Here is a 13371-nt window from a genome sequence, read left to right as displayed (position 1 = left end):
TTATAAGATTATATCCTATTAGTTATAAATATATATGAAACATTTAAAAATAGTTTTTGATTATAAAATAATATTAGAATATCAAAACGAAACTTGAATTATTATACTTTAATATTATGTATAATTCAATCTTAGTTTAAGAAAGGAAATGAACATAAGATTATCATTCGTTACTATATTTTTTGTCATTTCTTGTTTAATGTTGATTTTATTTGTTATACCGGTTTTAAATTATAATATTGAATCTACTACTGAGGAATCTTGTAATGTGCATCTGTATGATAATTTTGATACTCCATACTTTTTGCATGAAGGCCAGACGTCACCAAACGGAGAGTGGAAGAATGTTTATTCCGGCTATGGATCAACAGGGGTTGAAGTAGTAGATGGGAAATCCGTTTTTTATCTTAAACCTAATGCATCATCAACACCATATGATACGCACACTCATGCTGCATTAGTAAAATCTACAGACAAATTTTGTGATTTTGAAATGGAGTTTGATATAAATACTGTAAAACAATTGCGACAAAACTCTCAACCCAATGTATGGGAAGTAGGCTGGATAGACTTTAGGTATGTGGACAGATTTCACCATTATTCCCTATTGTTTAAACCAAACGGAATTGAGCTTGGAAAGAAAGATTGTGACAGCTGCACAGATCCAGTAGATGGTCAAAAATTCCTAGAAACAAAGTCCACTCCAAAAATGGGTCTAGGTACTTGGAATAATATAAAGGTCGATATGGTTGACAATCACATCAAGGTATTTATCAATGGAAATTTGGAGATTGACTATATCGATACGGAGATGTCTCCTGAGATGGCGTCTGGTTCCGTAGCAATGTATTCGGAAGATGCCTATGTATTATACAACAACATGGACGTTTCCCCAAAGTAACAACTTTTTTTAGGTAACCTATTTTTGGTAAGACGGCTCTTATGACTCCAACCTAAGATTAAAGCAAGTAGTAGAAAGTTTGATCATGTTATCTTTATCCTAGATCTCTTGCGTAATTAGCAGTGTTTAATCACATTATTAACCCTCCATTATTGTTGTCCTCCACAGGTATTCATTATTCAGTTATAGTTTACCAGTCCTTATGCTATTGTCGATATCTTATTACGTCTTGTGAACCTTTTTCTAAAAACAGCTCAGTATTCTGTACTTTTTTGGCTTACAAATGCTATATTCTCTATTACTATCCTTTTTGCAGATGGTATTTGTTGTACTATTTCTGTTCCGGTGTTGACTCAAAGCCTTTTACCTTTTTGATAGGTAATGATGATTTTTGTTCTCTATAGCATTCTTGTACTCCAAAAGAAGCCAAGGTCAAACATCTTTTGGACTTCTTATGGATATAAGAATGGTTTTCTGAATACTTTATATAATAAAATAATTGAATAGTATCTATAAATTGAAAGCATTCATTATATGTAGTCTCTTAGTTTTTGCTCTTATATTTTATATTAAGCCTATTGAAGTATTAGCAATTCCTTCCGACCAAAATATCGCGATGACTAAGAGTTGGGCTCTTCCGCTGCCTGGTGATCGAAATAGCAGTTTTCCTATCACTAGTTCATTTAGTGGTAATGACATTTATTTTGCAGACAGTAGCTCAAACACTATTGGAAGTCTTGATGTGAATACTAATACTATTACAAAATGGAATATACCTACTGCTAATAGCCTTCCCACTTCAATTAAATATCACTCTTCGGGTAATGTATACTTTATAGAAAGCAATGCAAACACTATTGGAATGCTTGCTCCGCAAACTAATACTATTACAGAATGGGCTATACAATCAAACTCTTCTGCTTCATCTGCAGGCAATAACTCTGCAGCAAATGATAACATCAGACAATTTAACTCATTGGATGTAGATCCTTCAAATGGTAATGTATACTTTATAGAAAGCAATGCAAACACTATTGGAATGCTTGCTCCGCAAACTAATACTATTACAGAATGGGCTATACAATCAAACTCTTCTGCTTCATCTGCAGGCAATAACTCTGCAGCAAATGATAACATCAGACAATTTAACTCATTGGATGTAGATCCTTCAAATGGTAATGTATACTTTATAGAAAGCAATGCAAACACTATTGGAATGCTTGCTCCGCAAACTAATACTATTACAGAATGGGCTATACAATCAAACTCGACTAGCATAAATTCGATTGCTTTGGGCTTTACTGGCAGTAATGATATTTATTTTGCAGACAGTAGCTCAAACACTATTGGAAGTCTTGATGTGAATACTAATACTATTACAAAATGGAACATACCTACTGCTAATAGCCTTCCCACTTCAATTAAATTTGATAGTACCACGGGTAATGTATACTTTATAGAAAGCAATGCAAACACTATTGGAAGGCTTACACCTGTTTCCAGTGAATTTACTGAATGGAAATTGCAGGAAAAACCATCGACTATTGAGATTGACTCTGCTGGAAGCGTACACTACATTGATGAGACTGGTTCTAAAATCGTCAGAATGGATTAAACCGACATGGCAAATTCTGGAAACAAAATAGATTCTACGGGATTAATATTTCTAGTATCTATTATTATCTTATTTTCGTTGATATTTGTAAAATCTAATATCGATATTGCTTTCTCTCAAACCACGTCTTTGACCACAACTTTTGAGGTGAATCAATCCACATATACTGCTAATTCTTCTCTAATGGGGAATCAAATCATAGAAAATGAAACCACATCTAAAGATTACTCTATATCAAATACATCTACAGTATTGAATCCCTTATTAAGTAATCCCACATACAGCGTCACTAATGCTACAATAGCTCTTAAAACAGACATTCTAGAGGGTTTGGACAGCAACAAACCGACGTTAGTTAATCAGACTCAGACTATAATAGTACCTCAAGAAAATGTAATTATTGGACAAAATTAATTTAGATAACGGGTTAAGATCATTGGATTTTTTTAATACCGGTTAACCTGAAAATTCTTGTCCGGATAGAAAACATGTTTTGGTTGATAATACTAGAACGTTTTTGGACGGTGCTTCTCTCAGGTAATGAGCCTTAAAAGTACAACTACAGATCGTGGCTTGATTAACCTTTAGTCACCGCGAAAGCCACTGTTAACTAAAGTATTGATCACCCCTTGTTGTGGTAATTTACAAAAATATTCAATCATTTGGACTATTGAATAGGATCATTTCACTTTTATTTGCGGTAGAAATAATTTCTGCCTTTATAGTTGTTAATACCTCAAATATGATTATTCTTCCAAAAGGCTATGAATGGGGGTTGTTATCTAAAGATACTGTTTATGGCTATTTCTATTGCTTTGCTATTGACAGAACCTGGTAGATTTTCTATTGGATGGAATATTATAAAGCCTGAACTTGTTCTCAATGAAAAGGAGATGGTGTTGCAGACTTTGAAATGATATCTACAACATGATCCCAATCTGATATTTCATAATGTGTGAGAAAACTAATATTAATCTGTTTAAATCAAGTTCTCTAATTTCTTCGACTAATATATTAATTCTTTACCTTTCATGATAACATGTCTCCATTTAGCACGTTAGCAGTAACTACTCTTTGACAAGATAAAAATTTGACAATCCTTAATTCTTTGATTTGATATTAGTAAATATGCCTGAAATAAGCAAGCATATTAATCCAAGTAAAATTGATGTCTCAATCTCGGAGATAAGTGATGGAATATATCGTATCAGTGGATTTGACGATAGCTATGGAATTACGTATAATCAGCTTTTAATCGATGATGAAAAACCTATTTTAATTCATACAGGTCCGGTAGGTATGTATGAGAAGATTGAAGCAAAGGTTAAGGAAGTGATGGGATTGGAAAAATTAGCCTATGTAGCTTTCCTGCACTTTGAGAGCGATGAATGGGGTGGTATGGAGTTTCTAAAGAGTCCAAAAGCAAGATTGGTTTGTAGTGACCTCAGTTCTAAATTAAACCTGACTGGCTGGCATAACGTTCCTGTAGATCACATTTCATTCTGGGATAATGAAATATTAAATATCGGAAAATCAACGCTGAAATTTATTATGACTCCTCATGTACATCATTGGGATAGTATGATGATATTTGAAGAGAATTCCAAGTCACTTTTTACTTCCGATCTGTTTATTCAACCTGGATTCAACAAACCTGTTGTTTCAGAAGATCTATCTGATTCTATGATCGCCCTATATCAGGCAGTCGGAATCTTTGCTAGCGAAAAACCCGTAAGAATAACTAGCAAAAGACTTGAGAAATTGCAACCAAAAATGATTTACCCCATGCATGGATCATGTATCGATGGTTCCGTATTTTCCAAATATGTTGATTCGATCATGAAAAACGATTTTGCTTATTCCGGAAAACTCTTGGGCCAAAGCATGGAGTTTGAAGTGACCTAATATTTTGGTAGGATGATTTTAATTAATCATTTGCTTATAGTATCAAGAATAAGTGCATCTCTTATTTGAATATGGAAATCTTGTCCGATTTCCTCTCTGTATATTCTCTAAAGGGAATATAAAAGAACTAATAATGATACTGTTAATAGTACAATAAATTTTATAAATAATATTTGTTGTAAAGACCATATATCATGAAAAATTCTGTTTCTATATTCCGAATTACTTTACTCTCAATCCTGTCATTTGTATTATAATGCAGAAAAATATTCTATTCGTAACTTAACAAATTCTAATATAATTTATTTCCTCATCTAATATTGAATTAAATGTTATCTGAGAAAAGAAATATGTCAATAATGGTAACAATTGCAGTGGTGTCTTTGATCCTAGCGGTTATTCCAACTGTCGTCACTTCTGATATTAATCTGGCATTCGCTCATTCCTGTCACGATGGAGAGCATAATCACGATGATGATGATAGTAATGGCGATAACGATAGAAGCAATAATTCCAATGATGCAGAGCAAGAAATATCACAAGAACAATCATCAGTACAAAATAGTCAGGTTGTATCTGGTGGAGATTCTATTGCATCGGGGAATAATGTAGGATTATTCTTCAATGACAATATAGGCAATTTGGCATTAGGCCAACAATAATTTTCCTCTATTTTTTTATTCTAATCTATATTATCGATGTATAGATAGATATATTCTTATGACCATTTGATATAATCGATGATTTCTGTTTAAGTGAATTTCTTTCTAAGAAATCTAATCCGTTTTAATATATGTTTGTGATTTACTTCTTTGTAATTATATCTCTGTGTTCTTCATTGGGATATTATTTGAATACTATCTCAATGCTAAGATCCAAAATTGAGATTGCGTTTAATTATTCATAAAAATATTTGTAGAAAGCTAAAAAAAAGTTGGGATTTAGATTTAGCCATTTTCTGGGTAATATTATCTATATATGAAAAATATTCGAGTTCACGTAATTTGAGCCTAATTAATTTTCTTATTTGAATAAGTAAGGGAATAATAATACTATCAAAGGAAAAGATATCACGAAAATCAATAGTTGATTAGGTTATAACAAAAAAAAGCGAAAATATTAAAAAAAGAGGTTATTGTTGGCCTAATGCCAAATTGCCTAATTGGGCTTGTAATTGCAAGTTTACGTTATTTCCACATAATAATGAAAAGTCTCCAGATACACATTGTGCATTTTGTTCATTTGATTGTTCTTGCTCGATTTCTTGCTCTGCATCATTAGATTTCTTCTTTCCGCCTGCATATGCATAGTTATCGCCAAAGGCTACTACTGAACCAACGAGAGCTGCTGCAATAAACATTGCAAATATTCCTACCTTATAGTTTTTTGTTATGTTACTCATTATAATTATAATTTATAACTGAAATTAATTATATCATAGTTTGGATACATGTTACTGGTTTTTTTTATTAGAACTTCATGGTGGTATTATGTTACTATATTAGTTTTATCCGTCTTTTTTAGCTGGATTGCATTATTTCTATATTTTCTTTTAGTTTCTGTCACTAGTACTTAAATCTGAACCTTTTGTTATATTCTAAAATCAATTGTCTTGTTTCTGGCTGAGAAAAGACTTCGTCCAACCTTCTTGGCTTTTTATCCTCAAAAACCATTTCAGAATACCATTTTGACCCAAAGGCAGTTAGCATAAGTAAAATGGGTAAAATATCTTCCCCCTTTTCGGTCAAACTCCATAAAATCATCAGTTGATCTTTTCTTATTTCTTTACATTTTATGATCCCCTCCTTTTCTAACTCTTTTAAGCGCATGGATAATACTCTTGGTGTAAGCCCTGGGATTGATTCTAAAATTCTATTAAATCTCTTTATTTTTAGAAATCCAATGTCTCTTATAATTAGCATAGTCCACTTCTTGCCTAAAACCCCTAAGCTAGTTTTGATTGGACAGTTGACTATTTTGACTTGAGGTCTGATTATGCAATCCTCTCTTTCATGTCCTTCTTTTTCGTACTCGTTTGGATAACCCACCTATGATTTCACTCCAATATTAGATCTTATACTAAATTTTGTATATCTTAAAGTATTTGAATAGTTAACCGCTGCAAATGATTGAAGTTTGACGTATTGAACTGTGGAAAATGCCCTTATATGTAATTATCATAAAATAAGCACCAAGATATTAAAAGAAGTTTGTCCTTGATTTTTTATTATATGATTGTATGTCCAAAAATCTCTACCTTTCTTGCAAATTTCAATAGCATCTAAAAATTAGGAGAATTGATTGGGTTTTCCTCCCACTGCAAGTATACTATACTGAACCTATTTTTGACTGATAATAAAAAAGCTTATTATATTGGTGATCGATAAAGGCTCTAGTTTGTTGACGGTTATATACTAGTGATGTTATATATAATATTATGAAATACAGAAGCCGCACCGAAATTGTAGCAATGATTCTTGAAGCAGCCAATGGTGGCGCTACTAAAACTAAGATTATGTACAAAGCTTTTTTGAGCTATGCACAGCTTAAAGAATATCTCTCTGTTCTTATAGAGAATGATTTAATCGAATATATAGAAGGATCTATATACAAAACCACACAAAAAGGATTAATCTTCTTAAAGATGAATAGTGAAATCGAAGAATTACTTGCAACACCGACCAGAAATTATAAAACTATAATCAATTAGAAAAAAAATTTTTATCAACTTTTTTCTTAAAGTTAAGCTTGCTTAACAATTATGGCCAGATTTGTTGATTTTTATGGTTTTATTGTACTTGAGAATATATTTTTGAAGTAACCCATATCTGAAAATAGTTTTAGACTGCATTAAATCTAGTTGACGGATTTCCCGTTTATAATTAGTCAAATAAATTTGGTCTGGTTAAAGGTTCAGTCTTAGATAAGGAAAGAATTTTTTCTGGTTGTTAATAACATTCTCATTTATTTTTTTATGGTGATGTTACTTATATGATCGTTAAATCTATCAATACGTCTACTAAGCATTTTAAAAGAATCTAGCGTATCCATTTCTATCATCCCTGGCAAATGTGTGATCTGTGACACATAATTGTTGATAACAAAAAAATCATTGATCCTAGTTTCTATGATTATATTATCGCCTTTCATGTCATCTGAAGATGATCTATTTATCACTTTAACAAGTTTTGACCTTTGTTTTTCAGCTTCTTGTGCTAAAGGATATTTTCCTGAACGGAACGATTCTTGAATCATTTCACATAATTCTGATAACTTCAACTATTATTTTCTAATAATTATTACTATATTTTAATATGTTTGATAGTAAAAAGTTCTGATGTTATTTTGATTGAGGTGTCTAGCCTGCCTCATATGTGGTCAAGTCTAGACAAAGAAAAAATAGGATTTATTGTTGTGCTAATGCATTGTTTCCTTTATTTTCTTGATTCTGGAAGTTAAAGTTGTTTCCTGAACCTATTGAATCTCCACCCGAAACTACTTGGCTGTTTTGATTTGAGGATTGGCTTTGACTAATGCCTTGTGATGCTCTATTTCCATCATCATCATCGTCTGAATTTTGTGCTAATGCATTGTTTCCTTTATTTTCTTGATTCTGGAAGTTAAAGTTGTTTCCTGAACCTATTGAATCTCCACCCGAAACTACTTGGCTGTTTTGATTTGAGGATTGGCTTTGACTAATGCCTTGTGATGCTCTATTTCCATCATCATTATCATCATTATCATCATCATGGTTCTTGAAATATTGCTTACACCAGTTCTTACTGTGATCGTCTCTACAATCTTCCCAATCATTGTATTTTTGTTTTGCTAGGACATCACCTATGCTCGTTATTTGAGGACCCATTATCATTACTGTTGCTAATGCTACTACAATTAATACTGTAGTAGTTTTTGTATTATTTGACCTAAACATTTTAGTATTAATCTTTAATACTAAAGTATATCATATAATAATTTTTTAAGATCTTTAGCAATGTTAGTTCTATCCGATAAATTTAGAATAATTTTATAGAATGTTTATTTATGACCAACTTAGCCGGTGGAGCTTTGGCATATTCTAACGTATGACTAGATTGACCATTAAGCATTCCTCTCTATGCTTTAAGTGCACCGACTATATGCAATAACATGCTCCATCTGACCATGTTAAGTAGTGGAGAATACATTTGTATCTTTAATTGAAATTTCAGAAACTCTCTTTCTGACTTTGCAATACAGTTTGATAGCATCAAACTGTATTAATTATTATTGTCTTCTTGCAAATGAATTTATCAACATCGGTGTCTTTTCTCCTTTGATATATTTCCAATCTCATTTTGTTTGCAAGTGATATTATTTTTTATCTAAAATTATTTCTATTATTGGAATACCTCAAACCAAACTACACCAAACAATGATATCAATTATAGGATTGAATAATAGTTAATCTTATCTTAGTGGCTAGTTGTTTTGATATCAAACAACTTTATTTTATAAAATAATCAATACAAGAGAGATAGGTTGAGAATTGATTAATGCTTTATGCCTTCATCAACAAGACCTTTAATAAGACCGTTTCAAAGAATTACTGGAAATCAGATAATTAAATTATTTTTTGGCTAGGCTTTTTTGAAATGTATATTTATACTATATACTATAATTAATTAAAAAAAAACAAACAAAATGAAAAACTATTGACTCAACTTGTGGTCAATAGTTGAATTTTATTTAGTAGCTATTTCTGTTTTCTCTTTCAACCGATTCGTAAACTCTAGCGTTTCTCTTTCCTATTTCTGCAAATTGCTTTGATTGTTCCTTTGTGTTGTTGATTACGCTTTTTACTATATCAACATTTGAAAATGCGATATTGTTAATGAGTCGACTTAAAGCTACTGAATTTTCTGCATAGTTGTTGGCCATTTTTGAATATATTTCTGGAATTCTTCTAAATATATCTTGGTTGTTCCATAACTGGTTATTTACATTTTCAATATATGGTGTGACTATAGATTGAAAAGAATCAATTGCTTGTTTTTGATAGTCAAGGTAGTTTTCTGCGATATCTCTTGTAGCTTGAACTGCTTGTTCTTGAACTTCATTTATTGTCTTTGTGTATACCGGGATCTGATTCTTTGCTTCGTTAATGTTTCTTTCAATGCTTTTTTTGGATTCCTCGAATACCTGATTCAGAGATTGTGTGGTCTCTTCAACAACTCTATTGAAGATTTGGTTATTGTTTTGAACTGCTTGATCTAAATTATCTTTTGTAGTTGAACCGGATGTAGATGTGGTTGTTTCTTTTTTATCTTGTTTAGACATTACCCATAATTATCCAACGTCTTATATAAATATTGGTATCAAATGGTTATTATTACCATTGAATTCATATTCAAAAGGTTAATAACCATTATTTGGACTAAATTACAATTTAAGTCTATCTGGACTCCTGGTTAATTACAGACTTGTAAGTATTATGGCACTGAATCCATGCTGGGTACTATATTAAACACTGTCTCCTAGAAGTATACTTGCAGTCGGTTGGGCAGACATCTATAACCCATAATTATTATTTATCTTTAAAGATTAATATGATAAATATGCCGGCCTATCGATGATTTTCTTTTATTTGCAGGAAAATGGAAGATATTTCCAATCAAAGTTTATTTTGGTATTTTACACACAAAATTTAAAACATATAATATAGTAACATTCGTCGAATAAGTTTTTTATCTTTTGACTGTATTATAGATCGTGTTTCAAGATAGTATGACCTGCAAGACCCATTTTAGGCAAGTACCGGGGTTGGGACTCACTGCCGTGGTACCTAAAGAGTGGTTGAACAAAAAGGTCAAATTTGAATATGGCGAAAAGGAGTTTGAAACTTATGTTATGTATCGTGGAAAACGATCAATTATCCGTTTGGAACAAAAATCTCTCAGCGGAGGACCAGTTACGATTAAATTGTTAGACTAGATTCAATAAATTTGAATATTATTATTAAGCCATCATGTTAAAATATGGTATCCTTACAACTTGATATTGAAATTGTTAAGGATCTGTATAGAAATAACTTGGATATAATACAAATTTCTGAAATTTATTAATAAATATATCCGGCAATGCACGATTAAATCGATTGTTCTTTCGTCTTATTTAACGGGTAACTGGAAGAATTACAAACATCATAGTAGATTTGAACAATCTAAATAGAATCGTCAAATTATTATATCCGATTATACGTAATCATTTATCTATTTTAATAGTTTAGAAAACAATTATATTAAAAAAGAAAATAGATTCGATATGGTTCAATGGACCGTTGAATCACTATTGAAGCACATGACTGATTCAAATTATACTATTAAAGGATACCCCAAGTCAAAATCAATAAGAAATGTGTCATCTTTACATACAGGAACACGAGATGACATTTCATTTTGTTCATCCGAGGAATACAAAGGCATACTGTCTATTTCACAGTCAAATGCTGGTGTAATACTTTGTAAAAAAAGCATGGAGGGACATGTATATCCAAATCATAAGGATGGACAACTATTGATATTTGTAGATAATCCTAGACTTGAGTTTACTCGACTTGCCAAACGGATTACACCTAATCCACCTAAAGTTGGTATATCCAAAAGTTCTGTTATAGCCGATTCGGCTAAAATAGGAAGAGATTGTTATATTGGCGATTATGTAGTGATAGGTGATAATTGTACCATTGGCAATAATACCATAATAGAATCAAAAGCAAATCTGCAAAATTGTAAGGTAGGGGATAATTGTTTCATTCAACCAAACACCACAATAGGTTCTGATGGTTTTGCATTTGAAAGAGCAGATAAAACTCTAGATCTAGAAAAATTTCCTCATTATGGCAAGGTAGTGATAGGAAACGACGTAGAAATATTTGCAAATTGCTCTATCGCACGGGGATCACTCTGTGACACGATTATAGGACCGGGAACAAAAATTGATGCTTTATGTCATATAGCCCATAATGTTGAAATTGGAAAAAATACTGAACTAACAGCTGGAACAATAATAGGTGGCAGTACATCTATAGGTAATAATTGTTGGTTAGGGCTAAACAGTATATAAAAAACAAGATAAAAATAGGTGATAAAGTAATTGTGGGTTCGGGTAGTTCTGTTATCTATAATATAGCAGATGAAGACATTGTTGCAGGCGTACCTGCAAAATCTATAAAAAAGAAGGTAACTGCTAATAAAGAGAAACTCTTTTTGATGGCTGGACAATCAAGATCTGACTGGATGCGTCAAAAAGATATATAATTTCTATCGAATTTTGTATTCACTCAAATAACATCCATGTCCAATTTATTCAACGGCTTTCTCACGTCTTTTTCGTACTTGTGAAATTCGAGTTACTATAACTACAAATACTATTGAAATTATGGCAATAAAGTGAAAGTTAAATCCTATTGCCATTCCGATTGCACCGGAAAACCATATACTTGCTGCTGCGGTCAAATTGAGTACTTTTCTATTTAAGGGATTATCTGAATCTTTATTATCGAATAATTCGCCTTTTAGTATAATTCCATCCCTAAAAATCTTTTCTAGTCATGATCTGCGCAGCGATCCTCGACGTCGAATTGGGGTCTACTAGTGCAGAAATACATATAAAAATCCTTGAAACTCCAATCACAAAACAATGGGTTCCAATTCCTGCCGCTTTAGCTTTTGATTCTCTCTCTGCCCCAATCAGAAAACCCCGCCAATAGTGACAATCCTATGTTCAATTCAAAATCAAGTTCGTTTATACTAATAATCCAGGAACTATTGAACCTGTTAACATAATTCAACATTCTATTACCTTCATTTTTCCATTATCATAATACGCGATTTCATTTAGATTTGGTTTGAGCTGATAAATTCACAATTGAATCTTCGAACTGATACGGCATATACATTCTGGCATAATTACAAACGTACTGTCTACAAGTAATATACTGCTAATACGCTGATTGTTTGATTGACCTATAAATATTTCATAATCCAATGAATAAACACAATCATCTATATCTAGCATATTCAATTAGGTTATGTCAAAAATTAATAATCAGACTTGATATCTATCTCACTTTTAGTATAACTTGCTCGATTTGTGTCCACGGAGAGAATTAAGTTGAGATCTGATTCTTAGGCCATATCGTAGTGGTATCTAATCTGATTCTCATAATATTTCATAAATGCGTTTATTTTTCGTTTGAGAGGTATATAAAGAACAATCTTGTAGATCTTCCACATATGACATAAAACCGTATATCAAAATTTTTGGTGTTTATTAATATCTCAAGTCAAGAAAAGCATTATATGATTTATTTACTCAAGGAAGAACTGTGGTTTTTGATAGTCCCAAGAATAATTATTTGCGTTATACCGATGTAATTCATTGCGCGTTTGAATACTATAGAGGAAGAATAAAGCGAGAAATTAAAAATGAGCACGAAAACTACGATAATTTCGCACTCATTGATTTCTTTGAACGACTTGAAAAGACATTAAATAAGACTAAAGACTATTATTTAGAAAGTATTGGTAACCTTATTGGGGCTTCGGAGAATCCTAATAAACATCCAAATATAGGTATCCTTAGAAGTGTGCTATTTGTGTATAGCAAGGATCTTGACCGCTGCAATGATTTACTAAACCAGCAGTACAATTTATATCCTGTTGGGGAAGGCTCTATAAAAGAGAAATCAACCTTAGTAAAAGAAATATTAGAAAAAATTGTTCTAAAACCTGAATCGTCTGAAGTGAATTAATTTTTCCATAGTGATTTTGACATTAACATAAATTCGCCGCTATTATGAATAGTGTCACACGAAGGAATTTCGTATCAATATACTATTTCACACTACTTAGGCCAGACTTAAATCTTGGACTTTTTCTTCATGTTATTATGCTTACAAAAATTTTAC

General features: G+C 31.8%; 18 protein-coding genes. 11 read left to right on the top strand and 7 right to left on the bottom strand.

From position 1 onward, the window contains the following. The first annotated feature begins 148 nt into the window (after positions 1 to 148). The 6 genes from AB0A59_RS11175 (at position 149) to AB0A59_RS11150 (ending at position 5083) form a co-directional block, all read left to right on the top strand. Positions 149 to 901: a family 16 glycoside hydrolase gene (locus tag AB0A59_RS11175; RefSeq protein WP_458743817.1), complete on the top strand. Its 753-nt coding sequence runs from the start codon at positions 149 to 151 to the stop codon at positions 899 to 901. A 517-nt stretch (positions 902 to 1418) separates the two neighbouring features. Beyond that, positions 1419 to 2516: a Vgb family protein gene (locus AB0A59_RS11170; protein WP_458743815.1), complete on the top strand. Its 1098-nt coding sequence runs from the start codon at positions 1419 to 1421 to the stop codon at positions 2514 to 2516. A gap of 6 nt (positions 2517 to 2522) precedes the next feature. Then, the gene (locus AB0A59_RS11165) at positions 2523 to 2930 is read left to right on the top strand and encodes a hypothetical protein (RefSeq protein WP_458743813.1); all 408 of its coding nucleotides are present in this window, start codon (positions 2523 to 2525) and stop codon (positions 2928 to 2930) included. Positions 2931 to 3150: 220 nt separating this feature from the next. After that, a complete protein-coding gene (locus AB0A59_RS11160) occupies positions 3151 to 3354 on the top strand; it encodes a hypothetical protein (RefSeq protein ID WP_458743812.1) in 204 nt (67 codons plus the stop codon). A gap of 290 nt (positions 3355 to 3644) precedes the next feature. Continuing rightward, entirely contained in the window at positions 3645 to 4421 is a 777-nt protein-coding gene (locus AB0A59_RS11155; RefSeq protein ID WP_458743810.1) for an oxygen-binding di-iron domain-containing protein, read from the top strand. Positions 4422 to 4750: 329 nt separating this feature from the next. Beyond that, on the top strand, positions 4751 to 5083 hold the full coding sequence (locus AB0A59_RS11150; protein WP_458743808.1) for a hypothetical protein: 333 nt from the start codon (positions 4751 to 4753) through the stop codon (positions 5081 to 5083). Between the two features lie 470 nt (positions 5084 to 5553). Here AB0A59_RS11150 and AB0A59_RS11145 read toward each other — a convergent pair whose 3' ends face one another. Both AB0A59_RS11145 and AB0A59_RS11140 read right to left on the bottom strand, forming a co-directional pair. Then, complete coding sequence (locus AB0A59_RS11145) at positions 5554 to 5823, bottom strand: hypothetical protein (RefSeq protein ID WP_458743806.1); 270 nt, start codon at positions 5821 to 5823, stop codon at positions 5554 to 5556. Between the two features lie 163 nt (positions 5824 to 5986). After that, entirely contained in the window at positions 5987 to 6469 is a 483-nt protein-coding gene (locus AB0A59_RS11140; RefSeq protein WP_458743805.1) for a winged helix-turn-helix transcriptional regulator, read from the bottom strand. A gap of 389 nt (positions 6470 to 6858) precedes the next feature. Between AB0A59_RS11140 and AB0A59_RS11135 the strand changes: the two genes are divergently transcribed. Beyond that, the gene (locus AB0A59_RS11135; protein WP_458743804.1) at positions 6859 to 7131 is read left to right on the top strand and encodes a winged helix-turn-helix domain-containing protein; all 273 of its coding nucleotides are present in this window, start codon (positions 6859 to 6861) and stop codon (positions 7129 to 7131) included. 254 nt (positions 7132 to 7385) lie between these two features. On the opposite strand, the gene AB0A59_RS11130 is transcribed toward AB0A59_RS11135, so the two are convergent. The 3 genes from AB0A59_RS11130 to AB0A59_RS11120 all read right to left on the bottom strand — a co-directional run bounded on the left by AB0A59_RS11130 (position 7386) and on the right by AB0A59_RS11120 (position 9740). Beyond that, complete coding sequence (locus tag AB0A59_RS11130) at positions 7386 to 7700, bottom strand: hypothetical protein (protein WP_458743803.1); 315 nt, start codon at positions 7698 to 7700, stop codon at positions 7386 to 7388. Positions 7701 to 7827: 127 nt separating this feature from the next. Further along, a complete protein-coding gene (locus AB0A59_RS11125; RefSeq protein WP_458743801.1) occupies positions 7828 to 8355 on the bottom strand; it encodes a hypothetical protein in 528 nt (175 codons plus the stop codon). 794 nt (positions 8356 to 9149) lie between these two features. Beyond that, complete coding sequence (locus AB0A59_RS11120) at positions 9150 to 9740, bottom strand: hypothetical protein (RefSeq protein WP_458743799.1); 591 nt, start codon at positions 9738 to 9740, stop codon at positions 9150 to 9152. A 447-nt stretch (positions 9741 to 10187) separates the two neighbouring features. Here AB0A59_RS11120 and AB0A59_RS11115 point away from each other — a divergent pair, with 447 nt between their 5' ends. The 3 genes from AB0A59_RS11115 (at position 10188) to AB0A59_RS11105 (ending at position 11719) form a co-directional block, all read left to right on the top strand. After that, positions 10188 to 10394: a hypothetical protein gene (locus AB0A59_RS11115; protein ID WP_458743798.1), complete on the top strand. Its 207-nt coding sequence runs from the start codon at positions 10188 to 10190 to the stop codon at positions 10392 to 10394. A 330-nt stretch (positions 10395 to 10724) separates the two neighbouring features. Beyond that, positions 10725 to 11525: an LpxD N-terminal domain-containing protein gene (locus AB0A59_RS11110; RefSeq protein ID WP_458743797.1), complete on the top strand. Its 801-nt coding sequence runs from the start codon at positions 10725 to 10727 to the stop codon at positions 11523 to 11525. Then, on the top strand, positions 11501 to 11719 hold the full coding sequence (locus AB0A59_RS11105; protein ID WP_458743796.1) for a hypothetical protein: 219 nt from the start codon (positions 11501 to 11503) through the stop codon (positions 11717 to 11719). The genes AB0A59_RS11110 and AB0A59_RS11105 overlap by 25 nt, the downstream gene beginning before the upstream one ends. Before the next feature lie 45 nt (positions 11720 to 11764). Here the strand turns inward: AB0A59_RS11105 and AB0A59_RS11100 are convergent, their stop codons facing one another. Both AB0A59_RS11100 and AB0A59_RS11095 read right to left on the bottom strand, forming a co-directional pair. Then, positions 11765 to 11983: an MgtC/SapB family protein gene (locus AB0A59_RS11100; RefSeq protein WP_458747604.1), complete on the bottom strand. Its 219-nt coding sequence runs from the start codon at positions 11981 to 11983 to the stop codon at positions 11765 to 11767. Positions 11984 to 11993: 10 nt separating this feature from the next. Then, entirely contained in the window at positions 11994 to 12113 is a 120-nt protein-coding gene (locus AB0A59_RS11095) for a hypothetical protein (protein WP_458747603.1), read from the bottom strand. Positions 12114 to 12789: 676 nt separating this feature from the next. Between AB0A59_RS11095 and AB0A59_RS11090 the strand changes: the two genes are divergently transcribed. Then, a complete protein-coding gene (locus tag AB0A59_RS11090; protein WP_458743795.1) occupies positions 12790 to 13215 on the top strand; it encodes a hypothetical protein in 426 nt (141 codons plus the stop codon). The last annotated feature ends 156 nt before the right edge of the window (positions 13216 to 13371 follow it).

It is taken from the genome of Candidatus Nitrosocosmicus sp. T (assembly GCF_054408485.1).
This window is presented reverse-complemented; position numbering and strand designations above follow the sequence as displayed.

Excerpts from the sequence above, each read along its gene's own strand:
- AB0A59_RS11110 (WP_458743797.1), top strand. The coding sequence starts at position 10,725 with ATGGTTCAATGGACCGTTGAATCACTATTGAAGCACATGACTGATTCA.
- AB0A59_RS11165 (WP_458743813.1), top strand. The coding sequence starts at position 2,523 with ATGGCAAATTCTGGAAACAAAATAGATTCTACGGGATTAATATTTCTA.
- AB0A59_RS11145 (WP_458743806.1), bottom strand. The coding sequence starts at position 5,823 with ATGAGTAACATAACAAAAAACTATAAGGTAGGAATATTTGCAATGTTT.
- AB0A59_RS11150 (WP_458743808.1), top strand. The coding sequence starts at position 4,751 with ATGTTATCTGAGAAAAGAAATATGTCAATAATGGTAACAATTGCAGTG.
- AB0A59_RS11135 (WP_458743804.1), top strand. The coding sequence starts at position 6,859 with ATGAAATACAGAAGCCGCACCGAAATTGTAGCAATGATTCTTGAAGCA.
- AB0A59_RS11115 (WP_458743798.1), top strand. The coding sequence starts at position 10,188 with ATGACCTGCAAGACCCATTTTAGGCAAGTACCGGGGTTGGGACTCACT.
- AB0A59_RS11120 (WP_458743799.1), bottom strand. The coding sequence starts at position 9,740 with ATGTCTAAACAAGATAAAAAAGAAACAACCACATCTACATCCGGTTCA.
- AB0A59_RS11125 (WP_458743801.1), bottom strand. The coding sequence starts at position 8,355 with ATGTTTAGGTCAAATAATACAAAAACTACTACAGTATTAATTGTAGTA.
- AB0A59_RS11155 (WP_458743810.1), top strand. The coding sequence starts at position 3,645 with ATGCCTGAAATAAGCAAGCATATTAATCCAAGTAAAATTGATGTCTCA.
- AB0A59_RS11175 (WP_458743817.1), top strand. The coding sequence starts at position 149 with ATGAACATAAGATTATCATTCGTTACTATATTTTTTGTCATTTCTTGT.